At 74.6% G+C, this 24,163-nt stretch carries 24 protein-coding genes; 15 read left to right on the forward strand and 9 right to left on the reverse strand.

The genetic code is table 11. From position 1 onward, the window contains the following. Positions 1–60: 60 nt before the first annotated feature. Genes ACIQLL_RS15515 through ACIQLL_RS15525 form a run of 3 tightly spaced genes read right to left on the reverse strand, consistent with a single transcriptional unit; the run spans position 61 to position 3,721 of the window. The gene (locus tag ACIQLL_RS15515) at positions 61–1,569 is read right to left on the reverse strand and encodes a pyridoxal phosphate-dependent decarboxylase family protein (RefSeq protein ID WP_402469024.1); all 1,509 of its coding nucleotides are present in this window, start codon (positions 1,567–1,569) and stop codon (positions 61–63) included. Further along, positions 1,566–2,978: an MFS transporter gene (locus ACIQLL_RS15520; RefSeq protein WP_402469027.1), complete on the reverse strand. Its 1,413-nt coding sequence runs from the start codon at positions 2,976–2,978 to the stop codon at positions 1,566–1,568. Before ACIQLL_RS15520 ends, ACIQLL_RS15515 begins: the two co-directional genes overlap by 4 nt. Before the next feature lie 50 nt (positions 2,979–3,028). Beyond that, positions 3,029–3,721: a DUF4386 domain-containing protein gene (locus ACIQLL_RS15525; RefSeq protein ID WP_402469029.1), complete on the reverse strand. Its 693-nt coding sequence runs from the start codon at positions 3,719–3,721 to the stop codon at positions 3,029–3,031. A 74-nt stretch (positions 3,722–3,795) separates the two neighbouring features. On the opposite strand from ACIQLL_RS15525, the gene ACIQLL_RS15530 reads away from it, so the two are divergent. After that, the gene (locus ACIQLL_RS15530) at positions 3,796–4,533 is read left to right on the forward strand and encodes a TetR/AcrR family transcriptional regulator (RefSeq protein WP_402469031.1); all 738 of its coding nucleotides are present in this window, start codon (positions 3,796–3,798) and stop codon (positions 4,531–4,533) included. A 12-nt stretch (positions 4,534–4,545) separates the two neighbouring features. Here the strand turns inward: ACIQLL_RS15530 and ACIQLL_RS15535 are convergent, their stop codons facing one another. Further along, positions 4,546–5,700, reverse strand: a complete 1,155-nt coding sequence (locus ACIQLL_RS15535) for an acyl-CoA dehydrogenase family protein (RefSeq protein ID WP_402469033.1) — start codon at positions 5,698–5,700, stop codon at positions 4,546–4,548. A gap of 134 nt (positions 5,701–5,834) precedes the next feature. Between ACIQLL_RS15535 and ACIQLL_RS15540 the strand changes: the two genes are divergently transcribed. Both ACIQLL_RS15540 and ACIQLL_RS15545 read left to right on the forward strand, forming a co-directional pair. Further along, a complete protein-coding gene (locus ACIQLL_RS15540) occupies positions 5,835–7,415 on the forward strand; it encodes an AMP-binding protein (RefSeq protein ID WP_402469036.1) in 1,581 nt (526 codons plus the stop codon). A 58-nt stretch (positions 7,416–7,473) separates the two neighbouring features. Further along, positions 7,474–8,610 carry a D-alanine--D-alanine ligase family protein gene (locus ACIQLL_RS15545; protein WP_402469038.1) on the forward strand — a complete coding sequence of 379 codons (1,137 nt, stop codon included), beginning with the start codon at positions 7,474–7,476 and terminating at the stop codon, positions 8,608–8,610. Positions 8,611–8,613: 3 nt separating this feature from the next. Here ACIQLL_RS15545 and ACIQLL_RS15550 read toward each other — a convergent pair whose 3' ends face one another. Together ACIQLL_RS15550 and ACIQLL_RS15555 are read right to left on the reverse strand one after the other, a co-directional pair. Further along, positions 8,614–9,042 (reverse strand): VOC family protein, encoded by a 429-nt coding sequence (locus tag ACIQLL_RS15550; protein WP_402469040.1) that lies wholly within the window; start codon positions 9,040–9,042, stop codon positions 8,614–8,616. A 33-nt stretch (positions 9,043–9,075) separates the two neighbouring features. Further along, on the reverse strand, positions 9,076–9,543 hold the full coding sequence (locus ACIQLL_RS15555; protein WP_402469043.1) for a DUF3515 family protein: 468 nt from the start codon (positions 9,541–9,543) through the stop codon (positions 9,076–9,078). A 51-nt stretch (positions 9,544–9,594) separates the two neighbouring features. Between ACIQLL_RS15555 and ACIQLL_RS15560 the strand changes: the two genes are divergently transcribed. After that, the gene (locus tag ACIQLL_RS15560; RefSeq protein WP_402469045.1) at positions 9,595–10,638 is read left to right on the forward strand and encodes a thiamine-phosphate kinase; all 1,044 of its coding nucleotides are present in this window, start codon (positions 9,595–9,597) and stop codon (positions 10,636–10,638) included. Between the two features lie 474 nt (positions 10,639–11,112). Here ACIQLL_RS15560 and ACIQLL_RS15565 read toward each other — a convergent pair whose 3' ends face one another. After that, positions 11,113–11,640: a GNAT family N-acetyltransferase gene (locus ACIQLL_RS15565; RefSeq protein WP_402469047.1), complete on the reverse strand. Its 528-nt coding sequence runs from the start codon at positions 11,638–11,640 to the stop codon at positions 11,113–11,115. Positions 11,641–11,782: 142 nt separating this feature from the next. Then, on the reverse strand, positions 11,783–11,974 hold the full coding sequence (gene rpmB, locus ACIQLL_RS15570; RefSeq protein ID WP_402469050.1) for a 50S ribosomal protein L28: 192 nt from the start codon (positions 11,972–11,974) through the stop codon (positions 11,783–11,785). A 154-nt stretch (positions 11,975–12,128) separates the two neighbouring features. Between rpmB and ACIQLL_RS15575 the strand changes: the two genes are divergently transcribed. The 10 genes from ACIQLL_RS15575 to ACIQLL_RS15620 all read left to right on the forward strand — a co-directional run bounded on the left by ACIQLL_RS15575 (position 12,129) and on the right by ACIQLL_RS15620 (position 20,868). Next, positions 12,129–13,850 (forward strand): DAK2 domain-containing protein, encoded by a 1,722-nt coding sequence (locus tag ACIQLL_RS15575; protein WP_402469052.1) that lies wholly within the window; start codon positions 12,129–12,131, stop codon positions 13,848–13,850. After that, a complete protein-coding gene (locus tag ACIQLL_RS15580) occupies positions 13,847–16,111 on the forward strand; it encodes an ATP-dependent DNA helicase RecG (protein ID WP_402469055.1) in 2,265 nt (754 codons plus the stop codon). Before ACIQLL_RS15575 ends, ACIQLL_RS15580 begins: the two co-directional genes overlap by 4 nt. A 35-nt stretch (positions 16,112–16,146) precedes the next feature. After that, positions 16,147–16,749: a 16S rRNA (guanine(966)-N(2))-methyltransferase RsmD gene (gene rsmD / locus ACIQLL_RS15585; protein ID WP_402469057.1), complete on the forward strand. Its 603-nt coding sequence runs from the start codon at positions 16,147–16,149 to the stop codon at positions 16,747–16,749. Positions 16,750–16,771: 22 nt separating this feature from the next. Then, positions 16,772–17,263 (forward strand): pantetheine-phosphate adenylyltransferase, encoded by a 492-nt coding sequence (coaD, locus tag ACIQLL_RS15590; protein WP_402469060.1) that lies wholly within the window; start codon positions 16,772–16,774, stop codon positions 17,261–17,263. A gap of 10 nt (positions 17,264–17,273) precedes the next feature. After that, positions 17,274–17,831 (forward strand): ATP synthase subunit B family protein, encoded by a 558-nt coding sequence (locus ACIQLL_RS15595; protein WP_402469063.1) that lies wholly within the window; start codon positions 17,274–17,276, stop codon positions 17,829–17,831. Between the two features lie 215 nt (positions 17,832–18,046). Further along, on the forward strand, positions 18,047–18,598 hold the full coding sequence (locus ACIQLL_RS15600; protein ID WP_402469477.1) for a YceD family protein: 552 nt from the start codon (positions 18,047–18,049) through the stop codon (positions 18,596–18,598). A 2-nt stretch (positions 18,599–18,600) separates the two neighbouring features. Further along, the gene (gene rpmF, locus ACIQLL_RS15605) at positions 18,601–18,795 is read left to right on the forward strand and encodes a 50S ribosomal protein L32 (protein ID WP_402469066.1); all 195 of its coding nucleotides are present in this window, start codon (positions 18,601–18,603) and stop codon (positions 18,793–18,795) included. A 1-nt stretch (position 18,796) separates the two neighbouring features. Further along, complete coding sequence (gene rnc / locus ACIQLL_RS15610; protein WP_402469069.1) at positions 18,797–19,594, forward strand: ribonuclease III; 798 nt, start codon at positions 18,797–18,799, stop codon at positions 19,592–19,594. Beyond that, positions 19,587–20,522 (forward strand): bifunctional DNA-formamidopyrimidine glycosylase/DNA-(apurinic or apyrimidinic site) lyase, encoded by a 936-nt coding sequence (gene mutM / locus ACIQLL_RS15615; protein WP_402469071.1) that lies wholly within the window; start codon positions 19,587–19,589, stop codon positions 20,520–20,522. The genes rnc and mutM overlap by 8 nt, the downstream gene beginning before the upstream one ends. A gap of 61 nt (positions 20,523–20,583) precedes the next feature. Further along, positions 20,584–20,868, forward strand: a complete 285-nt coding sequence (locus ACIQLL_RS15620) for a hypothetical protein (RefSeq protein WP_402469073.1) — start codon at positions 20,584–20,586, stop codon at positions 20,866–20,868. On the opposite strand, the gene ACIQLL_RS15625 is transcribed toward ACIQLL_RS15620, so the two are convergent. Next, positions 20,869–21,813, reverse strand: a complete 945-nt coding sequence (locus ACIQLL_RS15625; RefSeq protein ID WP_402469075.1) for an NAD(P)-dependent oxidoreductase — start codon at positions 21,811–21,813, stop codon at positions 20,869–20,871. It lies immediately after the preceding gene. 36 nt (positions 21,814–21,849) lie between these two features. On the opposite strand from ACIQLL_RS15625, the gene ACIQLL_RS15630 reads away from it, so the two are divergent. Continuing rightward, positions 21,850–23,475 (forward strand): phytoene desaturase family protein, encoded by a 1,626-nt coding sequence (locus tag ACIQLL_RS15630; RefSeq protein WP_402469077.1) that lies wholly within the window; start codon positions 21,850–21,852, stop codon positions 23,473–23,475. Positions 23,476–24,163 lie beyond the last annotated feature (688 nt).

Genomic DNA, 24,163 nt, shown 5'->3' on the forward strand with positions numbered 1-24,163 from the left:
CGGCGTCGGGAGACGCCCCGGCCGGTGCCGCGACCGGCACGCCACCGGGCCCCGGGACGGTCATCCGCGCGGTTCGGCGAGCCGTGCCAGCAGCTCGACCAGCAGCCGCTCGGCGAGGGGCGCGGGCAGCGCCTCGATCGCGGCGAGCAGGGGCGCCATCGGGCCGACGCCGGGCCCCTCGTCGCCGATCCGGGACGCGTCGAGCCCGAGGCCGCCGAGGATCCCCGCCGCCGTCGCCGAGTCCGGGGGCCCGTCCAGCGGCACCCCGGAGCCCGCGAGCTGCTCCAGCAACGCACCCGCGTCGGGTCGCGACGCACCGCGCACCTCGTCCGCCGCAGCGGTCAGCGCCGGCACGAGGTCGTCGAGGACCCGTGCCGTCACCGGCGTGACGGTCAGGTGGGTGGTGTGGGGCAGCACGGTGCCGTCGGCCTGGGGGAAGGCCGGCTGCGCCTGGATCACCCAGCCGCGGGCGGTGGCGGCGTCCGCCCAGAGGTGCGGGTCGACGCGGCGCTCCGGGGCGACGGCGTCGTCGGTGGCGACGGCGAGCAGCGGCCCGACGGGCTCGCCCACCACGCGCAGGCCCTCGACCCGCCCGACGGCGTCGCGCAGGGCGTCGGTGGCGTGGCGGGAGCGCTCGGCGAGCGTGGCGAACCCCTCCCGGCCCAGCGCCTGGGTGATCGCCCACGCGGCGGCCAGCGGTCCGCCGGAGCGGGAACCCAGCAGCGTCGGGTTCACCACCGGGTAGCCGGGCCAGCGGGTCGTGGCGAAGTACTGGCCACGCTGGCGGTCCCGGCCGCGCTGGAGCAGCACGGAGACGCCCTTGGGCGCGTAGCCGTACTTGTGCAGGTCGACGGACAGGCTGGTCACGCCCGGCACCCGCAGGTCCCAGGCGGGCAGGCCGGGCCAGAACGGCAACGCCATGCCGCCGATGCAGGCGTCGACGTGCACGGGCACCCCGCGCTGCGCGGCGTGAGCGGCCACCTCGGCGACCGGGTCGAGCGCGGCGTGCGGGTAGGAGGGCGCGGAGACGACCACCAGCGCGACGTCGTCGGCGTCCTCGAGGCGTGCCGCGACGTCGTCCGCGGCGACGGCGCCGCCGGGCTGCACCGGCACGAGGTCGAGCGCGAGGCCGAAGTAGTGCGCGGCCTTCTGGAAGGCGGCGTGCACGGTCACCGGTGCCACGAGCCGCGGGCGTGCGGCGCCCGGTGCGAGCCCGCGGGCGGCGAGCCAGGCGTCGCGGGCGGTCTTGACGGCGAGCAGGCAGCTCTCCGTGCCCCCGGACGTCACGGTGCCGACCACCGGGCCCGCGGCGTCCTCGTCGCCGCCGAGCAGGTCCCGGGTGAAGGCGATCAGGTCGCGCTCCAGGGCGGCCACGGAGCCGAACGTGGTGGGGTCCAGCCCGTTGACGGGCTGCATGGCGCGGACCGCGGCACCCGCGAGCTCGTCGAGCTCCGGCTCACCCGAGTCGTACACGTAGCTCAGGACGTGCCCGCCGTGCGTGGGGGCGTCGTGCTCGCGCAGGGCGGCGAGCCGAGCCAGGACGTCGTCGGGGGACGTGGCGAACCTCATGCGGACTCCTCACGGGTGGCCGCGACCCGCGCGGCCTCGATGTCGTCCTTGCGCAGCGGGTAGCGGCGCAGGGTGATCAGGCTGAGCGCGACCAGGACGGCGGGCAGCACCGAGAACGCGAGCACGATACCCAGCACCGCGCTGTCGGGCTGCGCCACGAGCTCCTCGGCCCGCGACGCGGCGTAGCCCGTGACGGCGAGCGTCACCGACAGCAGCGCCGTGCCGAGGGCGAAGCCGGTGGTCTCCCCGGCGGTCCACACGCCCGAGAAGGCGCCCGCCCGGCCCGGCCCGCGGGTCCGGGCGTCGTGCGCGACGACGTCGGGCAGCATCGCCATCGGCAGCGACTGCAGGCCCGCGTACGCGGCGCCGGCCACGGCGACGACGGCGTACACCCAGGCGCCGGGGGACCAGGCCAGCCCCAGCAGGGCCAGCGCCGCGACGGCGAACAGCGCGGAGGCGAGCCGGAACGCGCGCTCCTTGCCGAGGCGGTGGGCGACGGCGCCCCACACCGGCGCGAAGACCACCGCGGGTCCGACCAGGGCCGCGAAGAGGAACGTCACCGCCGCCTCGTCGTCCAGCACCCACCGGGCCACGTACTGCGCCCCGGCGAGCATCGTGCCGGTGGCCAGCGCCTGCAGGACGAACGTCGTCAGCAGCATCCGGAACGGCAGGCTGGTGCGCAGCACGGCCAGGCCGTCGCGGTAGGACGCGAGCGGGTGGCGGCGGGCACCGGAGGGCTCCTCCTGCGTGGGCGTGCGGTCCCGGTCGGGCTCCGGGCGCACGCCGTCACGCCGTCGTCGCACGCCCTGCTCCACCCCGGCGGCGACCAGCAGGGACAGGCCCAGCACGAGGCCGGCGACGGCGGCCATGAGCAGGTAGCCGGCGTGCTCGTCCGGCAGGACCGAGCGCAGGGCGGGCGCACCGCCGCCGAAGGCGAGGATCGCGACGGTCAGCACCACGACGCGGGCGGTGAGCAGGCGGGTGCGCTCGTCGTAGTCGTCGGTGAGCTCGGCCGGCAGGGCGATGTAGGGCACCTGGAACAGGGAGAAGGCCGTCGCCGCGGCGAGGAACGCCAGCAGGACCCAGGCCGCGCCCGCGGCCGGGTCCCAGGAGGCCGGCACCGCGAAGGTGAGCAGGAAGAACAGCGGCAGCAGCAGACCGCCGAGCGCCATGAGGCGGCGCCGGGAGCCGTGCCGGGCGCGGTCGCGGTCGCTCGCCGCGCCGATGACCGGGTCGATGACGACGTCCCACACCTTCGCGAGCGTGACGATGAGCCCCGCCGTCAGGGCGGCCACCCCGAGCGTGTCGGTCAGGTAGTAGACCAGGACCAGGCCGGGAAGGGTGCTGAAGCCACCCGTGCCGACCGATCCCACGGCGTAGCGGGCGACGGTGCCCCGGCTCAGTGTCATGGCGGGATCTTAGACGCTCCCGGACCGTCCCTTTGCCCGGGGTGCGGACCTCACGATTCGAGGACGGTCTCGCGGGTGCCGGGGGATTCCGCGGGTGCCGGGCGGAACCCGATCCACAGCAGCAGGGCGATCATCCAGAATTCGCCGATCGTCGCGGGGATCGTGAGGACCTCGGCGACGGCGTCCGCGGCCGGTGCCAGGTAGCCGACGAACGCGCTGAGGACGTAGCCGACCCCGCCGCCCACGAGGAACCACCCGAGGGCCCGCGGCATCCCGGAGCGCAGGGCCAGCACGCCCATCGGGACGAGCCACAGACCGAAGAACACCGCACCGACCGCCCAGAAGTTCTCGGCGAGCAGGAACATCAGGTGCGGGGCGGCGGCGTCGCCCGCGAGCGCCGTCTCGAGCGAGACCCCGAGGGCCGCTGCGCTGCCGAGGACCGCGATCGCGTTGACCGTGCCGAACGCGGCGACCGCGCCGGCGGCGAACGCGTCGACGGAGCGGAACAGGCGGTAGAACCACAGGGCAGCGAGCGCCTGGCTGATCACGAGGCCGAGCTCGAGGCTGATCCCGAGGCGGGCCAGGAGCTCGCCGTCGACGAGGTTGGCGGTGGTGGCGCCGGGGTCGGCGGCGTCGTAGAGCCGCGGGCGCACCGTCAGGAAGCCGGCCATGCCGGTGACGGCCATGGCGAGGTAGAGCCACGCGGTGGTGCGGGCGTCGCGGCGGGAGAGTCGCTGGTCCATGTCGGAGCTCCTTCGTGGAGGGGGAGCGGCGCATCCTTACGCCGTAAGGCAACCATACGGCGTAAGGTGGCCGGATGGAAGAGGGGCGGACCAGCACACGCACGCGGGGCTCGTTGAGCCGGGACCAGGTGCTCGCCACCGGGGTCCGGCTGGCCGACGCCGAGGGGCTCGCCGCCGTGACGATGCGTGCCGTCGCCGGCGAGCTCGGCGTCGAGGCGATGTCGCTCTACCACCACCTGCCCGGCAAGAAGGACGAGCTGCTCGACGGCCTGATCGACGTCGTGGCGGCCGAGGTCGCCGGTCAGATCGACGTGACCACCGTCGACGTCGGGGCGGGGCCGGACGCCGCTCCGGTGCGCGACGGCGGATGGGTCGCCGAGGTCCGCGACCGCTGCCTCGCCGCCCGGACGGTGATGCTGCGCCACCCGTGGGTGCCGGGTCTGCTCGGGTCACGCACGTCCATCCGGCCGGGGATCTTCCAGCTCTACGAGGACGTGCTCGGCGTGATGGTCCGCGGTGGCTGCTCGTACCACCTGGCGCACCGCGCGATGCACGCGCTCGGCAGCATGGTGCTGGGGTTCTCGCAGGAGCTCTTCAGCCCCGGCGACGCCGGTGACGCCGACGCCACCGAGGCCGAGATGGAGGCGATGGCCCGGGCGCTGCCCTACGTGGCCGCGATGGTCGCCTCCGAGGTCCATGCCGCGGACGACCCGATGCTCGGCTGGTGCGACAGCCAGACCGAGTTCGAGTTCACCCTCGGGCTGCTGCTGGACGGGCTCGAGCGTGAGCGGCAGCGGCACGCCGCCGCGTAACGCCGGTTCCGGTCAGTCCTGGTCCACCGGGCCGAGGAGCGACTGCGCCACCGTCGAGTGCGCCGACTCGTCGTCGCTCGGGTGGAAGATGCCGGCCAGGACGTCCCGGTAGAGGCGGCCGAGCTCGGACCGGTTGAAGTAGGTCGAGCCGCCGGAGCACCGGATCGCCTCGTCCACCACGGACCGGGCCGTCTCGGTGGCGCGCACCTTGAGTCCCGCCGTCGCCCGGAACCACCCGGCGCCGCGGTCCTCCAGCGCGTCGACGTCGCCGGCGATCTGGTCGATCTGCGGCCAGATGCCGTCCTGGGCCAGCGCCGCGGTGGCGATACGCCACCGGATGTCCGGGTCCTGGGCGTAGGCCTTGCCGGTCTTCATCGACGTGCGGCGGCCCACCGTCTCGACGGCGAGCTCGAGCGCCCGGTCGGCGATCCCCGCGTACACCGACGCCAGCAGGATCTCGAAGCTGGTGAAGATGCCCAGCACGTAGGGGTCCAGGCTCGGTCCCGGTGCGATGCGCCGCATGACGCGCTGCGCGGGGGCGTGGGCGCCGTCGAGCACGGTGGTGCAGGACTGCGAGGCGCGCATGCCGAGCGTGTCCCAGTCGTCCAGGATCTCGAACCCGCCGCCGTCGCGGGTGACGAACGCGTGCACGATCCGCGGGTCGTCCGGGTCGGTGGTCGAGTCCAGGCCCATCACGCCGAGGCGCGTCCAGCCGGGGGAGTTGGACGTGAAGATCTTGCGGCCGTGGAACGTGTAGCCGCCCTCGCCGTCGGGCCGGGCCTCGGTGCGCGACCCGAGCAGCACCAGGTCGTTGCCGGCCTCGGAGTAGCCGAACCCGAACACCTCGCCGGCCGCGGCCTCGGCGAGCAGCCAGTCGAGCGAGCCGTCCCCGCGCTCGTGCAGGTAGCGCGCGACGCCGGTCCACACGTGGTGCATGTTGACGGCCAGCGCCGTGGCGGGCGCGGCGCCGGCCAGGCGCGCCTGCTCGTGGCAGAGCTCGCGCAGCGTGAGACCCGCCCCGCCCATCGACGTCGGGACGAGGGCGGCGAGGTACCCGGCCTCGACCAGGTCCGCCAGGTCGTCGGTGAAGTAGGAGTTCTCCCGGTCGTGGATCGCGGCACGGCCGCGGACGGTGGCGAGCAGGTCGTCGCTGAGGAGAGAGGTCATGACGTCGATTCAAGCACCGATCAGGTGGCCCGCGGCACCTGGTGAGGCCGGTCACATACCGGCCGGTCGGTTCTGTCGGCTACGCTGGGGGCCAGCGCGGTCGACGACGACCGCACCGACGAGAGGAGCCAGCGTTGGCCATCCGCAGCCCCCATGCTGACGTCGAGATCCCCGACGTCAGCCTCTACGACTTCCTGTTCGCCGGCCTGACGGACCAGGACCTCGAGAAGGTCGCCGTCGTCGACGGGCCGACGGGCGAGACCACCACCTACGGCGCCCTGCGCGCCCAGGTCGACGCGATCGCCGGGGCCGTGGCCGCGCGAGGACTCGGCGTGGGGGACGTGGTCGCCCTTCACAGCCCGAACGTGCCGGCCTTCGTCAGCGTCTTCCACGGCCTCCTGCGTGCCGGGGTCACCGTCACCTCGATCAACGCGCTGGCCTCCGGCGCCGAGGTCGGCAAGCAGGTCGTGGCCTCCGGGGCCACGGCGCTCTTCACCGTCTCGCCCCTGCTCGCGCAGGCGACCGAGGGCGCGAAGGACGCCGGCCTGGCGGACGACGCCGTCGTCGTGCTGGACGGCGCCGAGGGGCACCCGAGCCTGCGCGACCTGCTGGCCGCCGGCGCGCCCGCGCCCGAGGTGTCGTTCGACCCGTCCACCCACCTCGCGGTGCTGCCCTACTCCTCGGGCACCACCGGCCTGCCCAAGGGCGTCATGCTCACCCACCGCAACCTCGTGGCCAACGTGGTGCAGGCCGAGCCGTACATCCCGCTCACCCGCGAGGATGTCATCCCGGCCGTGCTGCCGTTCTTCCACATCTACGGCATGACGGTCCTCATGAACGGCGCGCTCTACCAGCGCTCGTCCGTCGTCACGATGCCCCGGTTCGACCTGCCGGAGTACCTGCGCATCATCGCCGAGCACCGCGCCACCGTGCTGTTCGTCGCGCCGCCGATCGCGCTCGCGGTGGCCAAGCACCCGCTGGCCCTCGAGTCCGACCTGTCCAGCGTGCGGATGATGATGTCCGGCGCGGCCCCGTTCGACGAGCACCTCGCGCACGTCGTCGAGCAGCGGCTGCCGCACGCCCGCGTGATGCAGGGCTACGGCATGAGCGAGATGTCGCCGGTGTCCCACACCATCCCCGTGGACCGTCCCGACATCTCCCCGGGGTCGATCGGCCTGCTGGTGCCCAACATGCAGGCCAAGATCGTCGACCCGGCCACCGGCGAGGAGATCGAGCAGCCGAGCGAGGGCATGAGCGCACCCGGCGAGCTGCTCTGCGCCGGCCCGAACGTCATGGTCGGCTACCTCGGCAACGAGCAGGAGACCCGCGACACGATCACCTCCGACGGGTTCCTGCACACCGGGGACATCGTCACGATCGACGCCGACGGGGTGTTCTACGTGGTCGACCGGCTCAAGGAGCTCATCAAGTACAAGGGCTACCAGGTGCCGCCGGCCGAGCTCGAGGCACTGCTCATCGCGCACCCCAAGATCGCCGACGCCGCGGTCGTCGGCGTGCCCGACGGCGCGGGGGAGGAGCTGCCCAAGGCGTTCGTCGTGCTCGCCGAGGGTGCCGAGATGTCCGCCGAGGACGTCATGGAGTACGTGGCCGCCAAGGTCGCCCCGTACAAGAAGGTGCGCCTCGTGGAGTTCACGCACGCGATCCCGAAGTCCGCCGCGGGAAAGATCCTGCGCAAGGACCTCAAGGCCGCCTGACCGGTGCGCGCGGGGGCGGCGGGGAGCCGGCGCCGGCCGGTCCGGTAGGGTCGGGCCGATGTCCGAGACCCGACCCTCCGCCCCCGCGCGCAAGCCGCGCGTCGCCCTGCTCTTCGGCGGGCGGTCCGGCGAGCACGCCATCTCCGCGGCGACCGCCGCCGGGGTGCTCGGCGCCATCGACCGCACGGCCTACGACGTGGTCCCCATCGGGATCACGCGCGCCGGCCGCTGGGTGGTCGCCGAGGACCGCGCCGAGCGGTGGCAGATCGCCGACGGCCGCCTGCCGGAGGTCACCTCCGAGGACGGCGCCGAGGTCGTGCTGTCCCTGACCACGGGGGAGAGCTCGCTGCGCGTGCTGGAACCCGGTCAGGTGCCGAGCGTGCTCGGTGAGGTCGACGTGGTCTTCCCGCTGCTGCACGGTCCGTTCGGCGAGGACGGCACGGTCCAGGGGCTGCTCGAGCTCGCCGACGTGCACTACGTCGGCGCCGGGGTCCTGGCCTCCGCCGTCGGCATGGACAAGCACTTCATGAAGCTGGTCCTGGCCGGGCACGGCCTGCCCGTCGGTCCGTACGAGGTGGTCAAGCCGCACGAGTGGGTCGCGGACCCGCAGGCCTGCGTCGCCCGCGTCGAGAAGCTCGGGCTGCCGCTGTTCGTCAAGCCGGCGCGCGCCGGGTCCTCGCTCGGGATCACCCGGGTCGACGACCTCGCCGACCTGCCCGCCGCGATCGAGGCCGCCCGGGAGCACGACCCGAAGGTCGTGGTCGAGGCCGGGATCGAGGGGCGCGAGATCGAGTGCGCCGTGCTCGGCGGCCGGAACGGTGCCCGGGCCCGGGCCTCGCTGCCCGGTGAGATCGTCGTCGACGGCACGCACGCCTTCTACGACTTCGAGGCCAAGTACCTGGACGAGGCCCACGTGGAGCTGGCCTGCCCGGCCGACCTGCCGGACGCCGTCGTCGCCGAGATCCGCGACGCCGCCGTGCGGACCTTCGAGGCCGTCGAGGCCGAGGGGCTGTCCCGCGTCGACGTGTTCGTCACTCCCGAGCAGCGCGTGATCGTCAACGAGATCAACACGATGCCCGGCTTCACGCCGTTCTCGATGTACCCGCGCATGTGGGAGGCGTCCGGCGTGACCTACGCCGAGCTGGTCGACGAGCTCATCCAGCTCGCCCTCGAACGGCCCACCGGCCTGCGGTGAGGGCTACGCCGGCTCGTCGCCCGGCGGGACGAGGAGCTCGCTGAGCTCCCCGGGGGCGTGGGCCACCTCCCACAGGAACCCGTTCGGGTCGGTGAAGTAGCCCGAGTAGCCGCCCCAGTCGCGCGCCGTCGCGGACCGGACCTCGGCACCCGCCCGCGCCGCGTCGTCGAGCACCCGGTCCACCGCGCGCCGGGAGCCGAGGTTGTGCGCGAGGGTCATCGGCGGGGTGCCGCCCCGGACCACCGGCCCGATCTCCTCCACGGCTGCCCGCTCGTCCCACAGGGACAGCACCAGGCGCTCGCCGGTGCGGAACATGAGGACCTCACCGGGGACGTCGACGAGCGGCTCCCAGCCCAGACCTGCGACGTAGAACCGCCGGGCGGCCTCGAGGTCGGCGACGACGAGGGTGACGAGACTGACACGTGGATCCATACCGCTGACGGTGCCACGGGCCGCCGACACCGCTCAGGTGCACTCCTTGTCCGCCGGCACCAGGACGACGGCGGAGGTGAGGTCGGTGATGAACGAGGTGGAGTGGTCCGCGGTGATCGCGGGCGGGACCGTGACCTGGATCGCGGGGTCGCGTCCGTAGGTGGTGAACTGCCAGGTGCCCTCGCCGTCGTCGAGCACGATCCAGTCGACCGTGCCCTGCGGGGTCTCCACGCTCTGGCACTCCGGCGACGGGTCGGGCTGGGCGACGCCGCAGCGCAGGGTCACGGCGGCCCCGGGCTCTCCCCACGCGGCCGTGGCCTGCGCGTTGGTCCGTGCCTTGTCCAGGTCGCCGCCGAGGACGTCCGGGAGCGCCAGCATGACCGGCGCGCAGTCCGGGTTCGTCGCGTCCACGGCCGGCTCCGCACCGATCGTCGGGGTGCAGGCGGCGAGCAGCGCGACGCAGGGGACGGCGAGCAGCACGAGGAGGCGGCGGACGAGCACGGGGCCACGCTACCTGGCGGCGGGGCGTGCTCCGCCGGTTAGGGTTCGGTCGTGACCGACCCCACGCCGCGCGTCCGTGACCTCGACGAGTCCGAGCTGCTGCGCCGCATCTTCCCGTTGCTGCCCGCCGGCGACCTCACCGACGTCGGGCCCGGGGACGACGCCGCCGTCGTCCGGGCGCCGGACGGCCGCTACGTGGTGACCACCGACGTCCTGGTCGAGGACCACCACTTCCGCCGTGCCTGGTCGACGGGGTACGACGTCGGCCACCGGGCGGCCGTGCAGAACCTCGCCGACGTCGCGGCGATGGGGGCGAGGCCGACGGGTCTGGTGGTCTCGCTCGTCGTGCCGGCCGACCTCGAGGTGGACTGGGTCACCGGGCTCGCCCGTGGGCTGGCCGCGGCGGCGGCGCCCGCCGGTGCGGCCGTCGTCGGCGGCGACCTGTCCGGGGGGGAACGGGTCGTGGTCGCGGTGACCGCGCACGGCGACCTCGCCGGGCGGGCACCGGTGCTCCGCTCCGGCGCGCGGCCCGGTGACGTCCTGGCCGTCGCGGGTTCGCTCGGCGTGTCGGCCGCGGGTCTCGACCTGCTGTCGCACGGCGCGGCCGAGCCGGCCGCGGGGGCGCCCGGCGCCTCGGGTCCGTGGCACCCGTTCGTGGCGGGCTACCTGCGGCCCACGTCGCCGTTGTCGGCGGGGCCGGCCGCGGCGGACGCCGGGGCGACGGCGATGCTCGACGTCTCCGACGGGCTCCTGCGCGACGCCGGTCGTCTCGCCCGCAGCAGCGGCGTCGTCGTCGACCTCGCCGGCGGCGCCCTGGCGTGGGACGTCACCCGGCTCGTGCCGGCCGCCGTCGAGCTGGCCCTGGTCGACGACTCCGTGGACGGTCCGCGCCGGGCCCAGGACTGGGTGCTGTCCGGGGGCGAGGACCACGGGCTGCTCGCCACGTTCGGCCCCGAGACGGCCGACCGTGGGCTGCCCGACGGGTTCCGGGTGATCGGCGACGTCGTGGCGACGTCGGCCGATCGGGGACCGGCCGTGCTCCTCGACGGGCGGCTGCCCGACACGACGCCGGGCTGGGACCACTTCCGGCCCTGACCGCCACCCCGCACCCCGTCGCTGTGGGTATGAAATTGACGGTCGCGGCTGGCCCGCGGCCGTCAATTTCATACCCACAGCGACGGGGTGCGCTGCCCCTGTGCTGCGGGTCAGCGCTCGGGCCCGTGGTCGCGCTGCCCCTGTGCTGCGCTCCCGGCGCGTGCCTCGTGCCTCGGCCCGCACCGTCCGCTGCGCTGCGGGTCAGCGCTCGGGCCCGTGGTCGCGCTGCCCCTGTGCTGCGCTCCCGGCGCGTGCCTCGTGCCTCGGCCCGCACCGTCCGCTGCGCTGCGGGTCAGCGCTCGGGCCCGTGGTCGCGCTGCCCCTGTGCTGCGCTCCCGGCGCGTGCCTCGTGCCTCGGCCCGCACCGTCCGCTGCGCTGCGGGTCAGCGCTCGGGCCCGTGGTCGCGCTGTCCCTGTGCTGCGCTCCCGGCGCGTGCCTCGTGCCTTGGCCCGCACCGTCCGCTGTGCTGCGGGTCAGCGCTCGGGCGGGCGGGAGAAGCGGATCTCCGTGACCGGCACCTCGGCGATGTCCTCCATGCGCTCGACGCCGTCGGGCTGGAACCCGTGCCGCCGGTAGAAGTGGTGGGCGCGGTCGTTCTCCGAGAGCACCCACAGCGTCATCTGCACGTCGGTCGGCACGTCCGCGAGCACGGTGCGCATGAGGTCCCGCGCGACCCCGCGCCCCCAGGACTCGGGGTCGAGGTAGATGGCGTAGAGCTCCAGGCAGCCGTTCTCGGCGTCCTCGTCCCGCGACGGACCGTAGCTGGCGAACCCGAGGGTGCGCCCGTCCGCCTCCGCGACGAGCGTGGTGCCGCGGCCGGCGTCGAGGATCTTCTCCCACCGGGAGGCCCGTTCGTCGACGTCGAGGGAGTCGAGGTACTCGGCCGGCAGCACGTGGGCGTAGGCACCCCGCCACGACGTGAGGTGGACGCGGGCGATGGCCGCGGCGTCGGACGGGGTCGCGGGCCGGATCAGCACGTCGTTGTCGGTCTCCACCATCATGGGCTCAGCCTGCCACGGCACCGGCGCCACGCCAATGGGTATTGGTGAACGCTTCACGAACTCTTTGCACCACGACGAGAAGCCCGCCGGGTCCGACCCGACGGGCTTCGCATCGTGCGGTGCGCCGTGCGGCGCCCAGGCGTCAGGCCTGGCGCTGGACCTTGCCGGCCTTGAGGCACGACGTGCAGACGTTCACACGCTTGGGGGTGCCCGCGACGACGGCGCGCACGCGCTGGATGTTGGGGTTCCAACGGCGCTTGGTGCGGATGTGCGAGTGCGAGATGCTGTGCCCGAAGCTCGGGCCCTTGCCGCAGACGTCGCAGTTGGCAGCCACGGTGTCTCCTGAATCGTCGAGCACGTCCCGCGCCAGGGCAGCAGGACGTGAATGTGGTGGTCTTGGGGGCGCCCGAAGTCCGGGCAACCACAAGATCATAGCCGATCGGCGAGACCGCCCTCAACGTGCCCTCGGTCACCGCTACGGTGGGGGCGTGGAACAGCCCGAGCTCCTCGAGGCCGCCGTGGTGCGCACCTGGGCGCGGGCCGCCGTCGACGCCCTGGCTGCCGCCCGCAGCGAGCTCGACGGCGTCAACGTCTTCCCCGTGGCCGACGGCGACACCGGCACCAACATGTTCCTCACCGTGCGCGAGGCGGCGGCCGCCGTGCACGCCGCCGACGCCGGTGTGAGCGCTGCTCGCCTGCTGCGGCTCGCCGCCCGGGCCGCCCTGCTGGGAGCACGGGGCAACTCGGGCGTGATCCTCAGCGAGTGGCTGCGCGGACTGGCCGTGGCGGCCAGCCGGCGCGACAGCCTCGGCGTCGGCCTCGACGTCGCGGCGAGCTCGGCCCGCCGGGCCGTCGCGCACCCGGCACCCGGCACGATCCTCACCGCCGCGGACGCCGCGGCCGCTGCGGCCCGGCACGCCGAGGCCGGCGGGATGGTGGGACCGCTGGGATCCCCCGAACGGCTGCCGGTGCTCGACGCCGCGCGCCGCGGGGCGCGGGAGGCGGCGCTGCGCAGCGTCGGCTCGCTCGCGCCGCTGCGCGACGCCGGGGTCCTCGACGCCGGCGCGTGCGGCCTCGTGCTGGTCCTCGCCTCGCTCGCGCAGGCCCAGCGGCACGTCGCCGACGGCGCGCCCGGTGCCCACGGCGCCGCGGACCCCGCCGCCGTGTCGGAGGCGGCCGGCAGCATGGCGCCCGTGCTGCTCGACCTGGACCTGCGCGGCTGGGCGCCCACCGCGGACCAGCCGCCGCCGTACGCCGGTGCCGTGGCCGAGCCTGCGCCCGGCAGCAGCGACGAGGTCGAGCTGATGTTCGTGCTGCACCGTTCCGCCGCGGCCGAGGGCTTCCGACCCGGCGCCGTGGCCGACGCGCTGCGCGCCGACCTGGACGAGGTCGGCAACTCCGTCGTCGTCGTCGGTGGCGGCAGCGAGGGCGATCCCGGAGACGCCGTCGACTCGTTGTGGCAGGCGCACGTCCACGCGCCCGACCTGGGCGAGGCGCTCGCGGTGGCGCGTCGGTGGGCACGCCGCGGCGAGATCTCCCACGTGTACGTGCGGCACCTGGCGGTGCCCCCCGCCGACTGGGCCGTCGTGGTGACGACGTCCGCCCCCGCCCTGGCCGGCGAGCTCGCGCGCGGTGGCGCCGTCGTCCTGCTCGACCTGGGCACCGCCCCGACGGTCGACGACCTGGCCCAGACGGTGTTCGGGACCGGTACGCCGCACGTGCTCGTGCTGGCCGGCGAGGCGTTCGTCGGTCCGGCGCTGGACGCGGCGCTCGCGGCCCGCGGCGAGGCAGAGGCGCCGCCGGTCGTCGACGTCGTGACCGTCCGCAGCGACGTGCACCTCGCGTCCGCCGTCTCGGCGCTGGCCGACGCGGCGGACGCCTCGGGTCCGGCCGGTGCGGACCTGCCCGGCGTCGTGCGCTCCGTGCTCGGCCGGCTGCGCACCGTCCGCGGGGCCGCCGCCGACGTCGGCACGCTCCTGGACGATCTGGTCGGCGACGGCGACGAGGCCGGGATCGTGGCGATCCTGCCCGACGAGGACGTCCCGCCCGGCGTGGTGGACGACCTGGTCGCCCGCGCCGAGCGCGCGACGGCCGGTGCCGACGTCGTCGTCCTGGCGACGGGGCGCCCCGGCACCGACGTGGCCGTCGGCGTCGAACCGGTGGACGCGACCGAGCCGGTCCTGGGCTCGTCGGGCGAGGGCTCGTGGTGACGCCGCGCCTGGCCGAGCCGCTGGCCACGTCCCTCGGCAAGCGGGCCGCCGGTCCGCTGGAGAAGATGGGCCTGGTCACGGTCGACGACCTGCTCCGCCACTACCCCCGCCGCTACGGCGACCCGGGCACCCTGACGGACATGGACCGGCTCCAGCTCGGTGAGCACGTCACCGTCATGGCTCGCGTGGCCAGCGCCACGGTGCGGCAGATGCGCTCGCGCGGCGGGGCGCTGCTGCAGGCCACGGTCACCGACGGGCGGCACGAGCTGGCGCTGACCTTCTTCGCCAAGCGGGCCGGGGCCCTGCGTCCGCACGAGGACAAGCTGCGGCCCGGTCGGTCGGGACTGTTCACCGGCGTCGTCTCGGAGTACCGCGGGACACGCCAGCTCACCCACCCGGACTACGTGCTGGTCGGCGTCGACGCCGACGACGACGAGGAGGCCCTCACCGAGGCTTCCCGGCCGATCCCGATCTACCCGGCGACCGCGTCGGTGCCGACCTGGCGGATCCAGCGGGCCGTGCGCACGGTGCTGGACCCGCTGGGCGCGCAGGACGTCCCCGACCCCGTCCCGGACGAGGTGCGCGCCCGCCTCGGGCTGCCGAGCCGGTTGGACGCCCTGCGTGCCGTGCACGTCCCGGACTCGGCCCCGCACTGGCAGTCCGGGCGCCGCCGCCTGCGCTTCGAGGAGGCGTTCGTGCTGCAGGCCGCCCTGGCGCAGCGACGTGCGGCCGCCGCCGCCGAGGAGGCCACGGCACGGCCCGCCCGGGCCGACGGGACGCTGGCCGACTTCGACGCCGCCCTGCCCTTCACGCTCACCGACGGGCAGCACGCCGTCGGCGCCGAGATCGCCGCCGACCTGGCCCGTGCCCGGCCCATGCAGCGGCTCCTGCAGGGCGAGGTCGGCTCCGGCAAGACGATCGTCGCGCTGCGCGCCATGCTCCAGGTGGTCGACGCCGGCGGTCAGGCCGCGCTGCTCGCGCCCACCGAGGTGCTGGCCGCCCAGCACGCGCGGACCCTGCGGTCGATGCTCGGTCCGCTGGCCGAGGGTGGCCTGCTCGGCGGCGCCGCGAACGGCACCCGGGTCGCGCTCCTGACGGGGTCCCTGGGGGCCGCGGCCCGCAAGAGCGCGCTGCTGGAGGCCGCGAGCGGGGAGGCCGGGATCGTCGTCGGCACCCACGCCCTGCTGGGCGACCAGGTGCAGTTCGCCGACCTCGGACTGGTCGTGGTCGACGAGCAGCACCGCTTCGGGGTCGAGCAGCGCGACGCCCTGCGGGCCAAGGCGCGCGTGGCCCCGCACCTGCTCGTCATGACGGCCACCCCGATCCCGCGCACGGTCGCGATGACGGTGTTCGGCGACCTGACGACGTCGACCCTGACCCAGATCCCGGCCGGGCGGTCCGGTACGGACTCCCACGTGGTCCCCGCGGACAACCCGCGCTGGATGGAACGCGTCTGGGAGAAGGTCCGCGAGGAGGTCGACGCCGGGCGGCGCGCCTACGTCGTGTGCCCGCGCATCCACCCGGACGACGACGTCGCGCTCGACGGGGACGACGGCGCACCCGGGCGGTCACGCCGGGCCGCGGCGGAGTTCGACGACGTGCCCGAGTTCCTCGAGATCTCCGACGGCGAGGCGCCGGACCGGGCACCGCTGCGCGCCGTGCTCGAGGTGGCCGACATGCTCCGCTCGACCCCACGGCTCGACGGCGTCGAGATCGGGGTGCTGCACGGCCAGATGGCCGCGGCCGACAAGGACACCGCCATGGCCCGCTTCGCCGCGGGGGAGGCGCCCGTGCTGGTCTCGACCACCGTCGTCGAGGTCGGGGTGGACGTCCCCGAGGCGACCGTGATGGTGGTCTTCGACGCCGACCGGTTCGGCATCTCCCAGCTCCACCAGCTGCGGGGACGCATCGGGCGCGGCAGGGACCACGGTCTGTGCCTGCTGGTCTCCACGGCCCGGCCGGGGACACCGGCGGCCGCCCGGGTGGAGGCGCTCGCGGACACCACGGACGGGTTCGAGCTGGCCACGCTCGACCTGGAGCTGCGGTCCGAGGGTGACGTCCTGGGCGCCGCGCAGTCCGGGCGGACCAGCTCGCTGCGGCTGCTGCGGGTCGTCAAGGACGCCGATCTCATCGCCGAGGCCCGCACGGAGGCTGCCGGCGTCGTGGATGCCGACCCGGACCTGGAAGGCCACCCGGAGCTGGCCCGCGCGATCGCCGTCCAGCTCGACTCCGAGCAGGAGGAGTTCCTGGAGCGGACGTGAGGGCGCGGCGCCGGTGCGCGGCTACCCTCGTGGCCATGACCAGGATCGTCGCCGGAACCCTCGGCGGGCGCTCGCTCGCCGTCCCGCCGTCGGGCACGCGGCCCACCAGCGAGAGGGTGCGCGAGGCGCTGTTCTCCCGGCTGGAGCACCTCGGGGTGCTGGCCGACGCCCGTGTCCTCGACCTGTTCGCGGGTTCCGGGGCGCTCGGCATCGAGGCCGCGAGCCGCGGCGCGGCCGAGGTCGTGCTCGTGGACGCGGCCCGCAGGGCGGCGGACGTCGCCCGCCGCAACGTGTCCTCCCTCGGGCTCGGGCACACCGTGCGGGTTCTCGCCGAACCGGCCGAACGCTGCGTGGCGCGGCTCGCCGCCGACGGGGGTGGCGGTGCGCCCCGGTTCGACCTGGTGTTCCTGGACCCGCCCTACGACCTGCCCGGCCCCGCGCTGGACGCGATCCTCGCCGATCTGGCGGCACCGGGCGTCCTGGGGTCGGACGCCGTCGTGGTCGTGGAGCGGGCCCGGCGCAGCGGGGAGCCGGGCTGGCCGCCCGGCCTCGCACCGTTCGCCGCCAAGACCTACGGGGACACCACGGTGCACTACGCCGAACCGCGCGACGCCGAGACAAATCCCGCCGATTCGTGACCGGTCCGCCTACGGTGGCCGCGTGAGCATCGCAGTCTGTCCCGGGTCCTTCGACCCCATCACGCTCGGTCACCTCGACGTCGTGCGGCGCGCGAACCGCCTGTTCGACGTCGTGGTGGTGGGCGTGGCCCGCAACGCCGCCAAGAACGCCCTGCTCGAGGCCGAGGAGCGTGTCGAGCTCGCCCGTGCGGCCCTGGACGACGATCCCGAGCTCGCCGAGGTCCGCGTGGAGCAGGTTCCCGGCCTGCTGACCGACTTCTGCCGCCGGGTGGGGGCCGCCGCCGTCGTCAAGGGCCTGCGCGGCGGGGCGGACTTCGACGGCGAGCTGCCCATGGCCCTGATGAACCGACACCTGAGCGGCGTGGAGACCGTGTTCGTGCCGGGGGACCAGCGCTACGCCCACGTGGCGTCGTCGTTGGTCAAGGACATCGCCCGGCACGGCGGGCCGATCGACGACCTGGTGCCGCCCGCCGCGGCCGAGGCGGTGCGCGCCGCGATCGCGCACCGAGCGTGAGGAGCACGAGATGACCGACACCACCCAGAACCCGACGGCCGGTCTGCTCGAGATCATCGACGACCTGTCCGCCCTGGTCGAGAACGCGCGGACGTCACCGCTGTCGACGAACGTCAAGGTCGACCGCGACCAGGCGCTCGGCCTCGTCGACGAGCTGCGCCAGAACCTGCCGACGCAGGTCGCCCGCGCCGACCAGGTGCTCGCCGACGCCGAGCACACGCTGGAGCAGGCGCACCGCAAGGCCGAGGAGATCCTGGCGACCGCGCGGGCCCGGGCGCTCGAGCTGGTCCAGGACGAGCAGGTGGTGGTGCAGGCCGAGTCCCGCGCCGCCGAGATCGTCGCCGAGGCCCGGCAGAAGGCCGAGGGTCTGCGGGCCGACGCCGACGAGTACTGCGACAGCCGGCTCGCCGACTTCGAGGCGGACCTGGGCCGGCTGAGCGGCCAGGTGCAGGCCGGGCGCGCCCGGCTCGCCGAGCGGCTGCGCGACGCGCCGCGGGTGCGCTGGGACGCGGTGCCCGACCCGGACTGGCCGGGGGAGGGCGACGGCGCGGACCGCCGCACCGCCTGAGCGGCGCGCGACGCCGGCGGCGGCGTTGCACAGATCACGTCCACGGCCCGTTGGACGCCGTCGGGCGATCGCGTAGACTGTGGCGTTGGCCCGTTCGGGCCGCCCACCACCGGAAACCACCGGTGCACCCACCCCACCGGCCGCACGCCGTCATCGGCGCGCCCGGCCTGTCATCCCAGGAGTTCGTCATCACCACCGAGAAGCGCTCGCCGCTCGTGCTCGACACGCACGAGCTCTCGCGGCGTCCCGGCACCATGCGGGAGGTCGCGCGCGTCGTCGCCGCACCTGCCGACCTGGGGACGGCGGTCATCGGCGTGCCCGAGGGTGCGGACCTCACGCTCGGGCTGCGGCTCGAGGCCGTGCTGGAGGGTGTGCTGGTCACCGGGGTCGTGCGCGGCACGGCGGTGGGCGAGTGCGTCCGCTGCCTGGACGAGGTCCGTGACGAGGTCACGGTGCGCGTCCAGGAGCTGTTCGTCTACCCGGAGCGGGCCGAGGCGGCCGACGACGCCGGTGACGAGGACGCCGAGGACGAGCCCGAGCTGACGGACGACCTGGCGGACCTCGAACCCGTGGTTCGGGATTCGCTCGTGACTGCACTACCATTTCAACCGCTGTGCCGGCAGGACTGCCCCGGCCTGTGCTCCGAGTGCGGAGCGCGGCTCGAGGACGACCCCGAGCACCACCATGACGTCGTCGACCCTCGCTGGGCGGCGCTGCAGACCATGCTCGAGGAGTCGAGCGTGTCCGACGAGACGAAAGAGAGCTGACCGTGGCTGTTCCCAAGCGCAAGATGTCGCGCAGCAACACCCGTGCGCGCCGCTCGCAGTGGAAGACCACCGCGGCGCCCCTCGCCACCTGCCCGAACTGCAAGGGGCAGAAGCTGTCCCACGCCGCGTGCCCCACCTGCGGCGCGTACAAGGACCGCCAGTACGCCGAGGCGCTGCGCACCGAGCACGCGGGCTGACATGCACCCGCGCGGCACCCGGAATCGTCCGGAGCCGACCGCTCTTCTCGAGAAGCTCGGGGTCCACCTGGATCCCGAGCTTCTCGTGCTTGCGCTGACGCACCGGTCGTTCGCGCACGAGGCCGGCGGCATCCCCACCAACGAGCGGCTCGAGTTCCTCGGGGACACGGTGCTGGGACTGGTGGTGACCGAGGCGCTGTACCGGCGGCACCCGGACAAGTCCGAGGGTGCGCTGGCGAAGATGCGGGCGGCGACGGTCTCGCAGCGGTCCCTGGCGGCGGTCGCGCGCCGGCTCGACCTGGGCAGCTACGTGCTGCTGGGCAAGGGCGAGCTGCGCACGCGCGGCTTCGACAAGGACTCGATCCTGTCGGACACGGTCGAGGCCCTGCTCGGCGCGACGTACCTGTCGCACGGCCTGGAGACGGCACGCGAGCTCGTGCACCGGCTGGTCGACGCGACGATGGACGCCGCGGCCGATCTCGGCGCGGGCCTGGATTGGAAGACCTCCCTGCAGGAGGCCGCCGCCGAGCGCGGGTTCACCGCCCCGGTCTACGAGGTGACGGGCGAGGGGCCCGAGCACGCGCGCAGGTTCAGTGCGCAGGTCACCGCGGGGCCGGTCATCGGCATGGGCGTCGGTACGGCCAAGAAGCACGCCGAGCAGGCGGCGGCCGAGCAGGCCTACCGTGCCGTGACGGCGCTGCCCCTGCCGGGCGAGGCGGCCCCCGGCGGTGCGCCGGACAGCGGTGCCCCGGACGGCGGCACGTCCGACGACGGCGCGGAGCAGCCCTCCGGTGCCTGAGCTCCCCGAGGTCGAGACCGTCCGCGACGGCCTCGACCGACTCGTCGTGGGTGCCGTGGTGCGCGACGCCGAGGTGTTCCGGGACTACTCGGTGCGGCGGCACGACGGCGGCCCGGCCGCGTTCACCGACCAGCTCCGCGGCGCTCGCATCATCGGTGCCGCCCGCCGCGGGAAGTACCTCTGGCTCCCGCTGGCCGGCACCGGCCCCGACGGCGCTCCCGCGTCCGCGCTGCTGGCGCACCTGGGCATGTCCGGGCAGCTCCTCGTGCGCGACCCGGCGGTCGCGGGGGAGTGGGCGCACCCGCACCGCCGTGTCCGGCTGCACCTGGACGGCGCGCCGTCGGGGGCCCGCTACCTCGACTTCGTCGACCAGCGGACCTTCGGTCACCTGTCCGTGGCGGACCTGGCCCCGACGCCGGACGGTGCGCCCGGCGGGTACGGCAGCCCGCTGGCCGCCGTACCGGAGCCGGTGGCCCACATCGCGCGCGACCTGCTGGACCCCGCGCTGGACCGGGACCGCCTCGTGGAGCGGATCCGCCGTCGTCGGACCGGCATCAAGCGTGCGCTGCTGGACCAGACCGTCACCTCCGGAGTGGGCAACATCTACGCCGACGAGGCGCTGTGGCGCGCCCGCGTGCACTACGCCCGCGCCACCGACGCCATGACGCGTCCGGTGGTGCGTCGCGTGCTCGACGCCGCCACCGAGGTCATGACCGAGGCGCTGGGCCAGGGCGGGACGAGCTTCGACGCGTTGTACGTCGACGTCAACGGTTCCTCCGGCTACTTCTCGCGGTCGTTGGCCGTCTACGCCCGGGCGGGCGAGCCGTGCCTGCGCTGCGGGACGCCGGTGCGCCGCGAGGAGTTCATGAACCGCTCCTCCTTCACCTGCCCGCGGTGCCAGCCGCGCCCGCGCCACGGCCGCTGGTAGCGGGCCCGGCCACTATGCTCGGCGGCGACCCTTCCCCCCCTCGCGCCGGACGGGAGACCCCGTGCTCGACGCCGACAGCCTCGGCTCCCTCATGACCATCCTCGGCCCGACGGCGGCGTCGGCGCTCACGACCCGCTACTGGTCGGCCCACGACGACGGCGACCCGCGGCGCCACGGCTGGTTCGTCCTCTACCTCGGGGTGGTGCTCGGCCTGCTCGTCATGGTGCTGGCCACCACCTCGCCCGAGGACCGGCTGCGGTCGGTCGGCCTGCTCTTCGCCGTGACGATCATCGCGACGGCGGTCCAGGAGCGCCGGCACCGCAAGCGCCGCCGCGTCGCCGCCTGATCAGCGTTCGACGACGTTCTCCAGCGCTGCGGCCCCGCCGTCGAGCCAGCGCTCCACCTGCGCGGTGACGAACGCGGCGGCGCCCTGCGGCCGGCCGCCGGCCACGTGCGGGGTGAGGATCAGGTGCGGCGCGTCCCACAGCTCCGAGTCCGCCGGCAGCGGTTCGGTCTCGGTGACGTCAAGGGCCGCCCCGGCCAGCGTCCCCGCGCGCAGCGCCGCGGCGAGCGCCGCCTCGTCCACGGTGGCGCCGCGTCCGGCGTTGACGAACCGGGCGTGCGCGGGCAGCAGCGAGAGCACGTCGGCGTCCAGGGCGTGGTGGGTGGCCTCGGTGGCGGGCAGCAGCGAGATCAGCACGTCGGCGTTGGGCAGCACCTCGGCCAGCCGGTCCCGGCCGGCCACCGGGTGGCCGTACCGCTCGCCGTCGGACGACGCGATACCGGACACCCGCGCACCGAGCGCCTCCAGCAGCGGGGCCAGGCGCGCCGCGATGGACCCGAACCCCCAGACCACCACGTGCGCGCCGTGCAGCGTGAACGCCCGCTCGTCGCGCGCCTGCTCGCGGCCCAGGTCCCGATCCCACTCGTGGTGGCGCTGCGCCGCCAGCGTGCGGTCGATCCGCCGCACGGACGCCAGGAGCAGGGCGAGGGTGTGCTCGGCCACGGTGGCGTCGTGCAGGCTGCGGCCGGAGGCGATGACGACCCCCGGGGCGAACCCGGTGGCGAGCGCCTGGTCCGGCCCGGCGTTGAGGGTCTGGACCCAGCGCAGGTCCGTCAGCCGTCGCGCCGCGTCGTCCATGACGCGCTGCGGGCTCGCCCAGGTGACGATCGCCTCGGCGTCGGTGTGCTCCTCGGGCACGGGGTCGCGCATCACGTACGGCGCGACCTCGACCCCCTCGACGTCGATCGTCAGGTCGAAGGGCACGTTGCTCGGCACGAGGATCTTCACGCCGGTGACGTTACCCGCCGTGCCACGATGACTCGCATGGAACCCGCCACCGCGTCCCGCACCGCCGCCCGCTACGACGCCGTGGTCGTCGGCGGGGGCCACAACGGACTGACCGCCGCCGCCTACCTCGCGCGGGCCGGCCGCTCGGTGCTGGTGCTGGAACGTCTGGGCCACGTGGGCGGGGCGGCCGTCTCGGCGCGGGTGTTCGACGGGGTGGACGCGCGGCTGTCGCGGTACTCCTACCTGGTCTCGCTGATGCCGCGCCAGGTCGTCGACGAGCTCGGCCTGGGCCTCACCCTGCGCCGGCGCCGGTACTCCTCGTACACCCCCGTCGGAGACCGCGGGCTGCTCGTGGACACCGGGTCCGACGACGTCACGCGGGCCTCGTTCGAGGCGCTCGGCGCCGGAGCCGACCACGCGGCCTGGCAGTCCTTCTCCGCCGACCTCGGGCGGATGGCCGCCCGGTTGTTCGGGTCCGTCACCGAGCCGCTGCTCAGCCGCCGCGAGGCCCGCGCGCGGGTGGACGACGACGCCACCTGGCGCGCCGTCGTCGAGCAACCGCTCGGCGAGACCCTGCGCTCCCGGTTCGCCTCCGACGTCGTGCGGGGCGTGGCCGCGACCGACGGGCTCATCGGGACGTTCGCCGACCTCGAGGACACCTCGCTGATCCAGAACCGCTGCTTCCTGTACCACGTCATCGGCGGCGGCACGGGGGACTGGGACGTGCCCGTCGGCGGGATGGGGGCCGTGTCCGGTGCGCTGCGGGACGCGGCGCTCGCGGCCGGGGCGACGATCGTCACCGGCGCCACCGTGACCGCCGTCGACCCGGGTACGGCGGCGACCGACGCGCAGGTGAGCTGGACGGACGACGACGGCGTCACGCACGGCGCCGTGGCCGGCGCGGTCCTCAGCGGGGCGGCACCCGCCACGCTGGACGCGCTGCTCGACGCCGCCGGTGCGGCGCCGTCGGGCCGCAGCACTGCCGCCGTGCCCGAGGGTGCCCAGCTCAAGGTCAACCTGCTGCTGCGGCGGCTGCCACGGCTGCGCGAGGACGTCGACCCGGTCGCGGCGTTCAGCGGCACCTTCCACGTCAACGAGTCGTACGACCAGCTCCAGGCCGCCCACGCCCAGGCGGCGGCAGGACGCATCCCCGAGGTGCCGCCCTGCGAGATCTACTGCCACTCCCTGACCGACGACTCGATCCTCGGACCGGAGCTGCGCGCGGCCGGGGCGCAGACGCTCACCCTCTTCGGGCTGCACATGCCGGCCCGGCTCTTCCGCGCGGACGACGACGGCGCTCGGGAGGCGGCGCTCGCGGCGACGCTGCGATCGCTGGACTCCGTGCTCGCCGAGCCGATCGAGGACGTGCTGTGGCACGGCCCCGGCGGCGAGCCCTGCGTGGAGGCCCGCACGCCGGTGGACATCGAACGATCGGTGGGGCTGCCGGGCGGGCACATCTTCCACCGTGACCTGTCGTGGCCGTGGGCCCACGACGACGCGGACGGGCCGGGGCTGGTCGACGCCGGTCTCGACGCCCCGGGATCGTGGGGCGTCGAGACCGTGCACCCGCGGGTGCTGCTCGCCGGAGCCGGCGCACGCCGCGGCGGGGGAGTCAGCGGGATCCCGGGACGGTCGGCGGCGATGGTGCTGCTGGGAGCGTGACGAAGTCTGGAGCGCCTCCTTGCCGGTGCGAGGGTCGGCACACCTCGGCGCCCTACCTGGGGTTTCTTGCCTGCTTGATTGATTATTGTCTGTATTGTCAGTATTGTGAGTGCGGCAATGTGATTCCACGTAGTGGGAGTTACGCATGCGTGCTCGAAGGATCCTGACCGGCGTCGTGGCGATCGCCATGGTCGTCGGAGGTGCGACCGTTACCCAGGCCGCCTCCGAGAGCGGTACCAGGAACTGTGCCTACAACCAGATCGGCAGGACACACGCCACCAGCTACGGCACGACCCATCACTACCCGCCCGGCGGTGGGTACGGCGTCTTCTACAACGGCCTGACCTACAAGTCGACGAGCAAGTATGGATCTCGCCACAGCGACAGCCCGAACTGGGAGTCCTGGTGGAGCGTCACGACCGACGGTGGAATGCAGTCCGCGAGCGGAACCTGCGTGAGGGTATAAGTGCGACGCCTGGCGACCGCCCTGGTCGGCCTCCTTCTTGTGGCGGGTTGCGCCGCCAGCACGGAGAGTGAGAGCCCGCAGCCAGACCCTGGTCTCGATCAAGGAAGCTCGCTCGTCGCGAACGACGAGGCGGACGTCTCGGCGGAGCGGGCCGATGCGGATCTGGTCTCGAGGAACCGGGCGCAGGGCAATGGGTCGAGACCGTGGCGCGATGCGCCCGAG

It is taken from the genome of Isoptericola aurantiacus, from assembly GCF_044769875.1.
Lineage (GTDB): Bacteria > Actinomycetota > Actinomycetes > Actinomycetales > Cellulomonadaceae > Isoptericola > Isoptericola aurantiacus.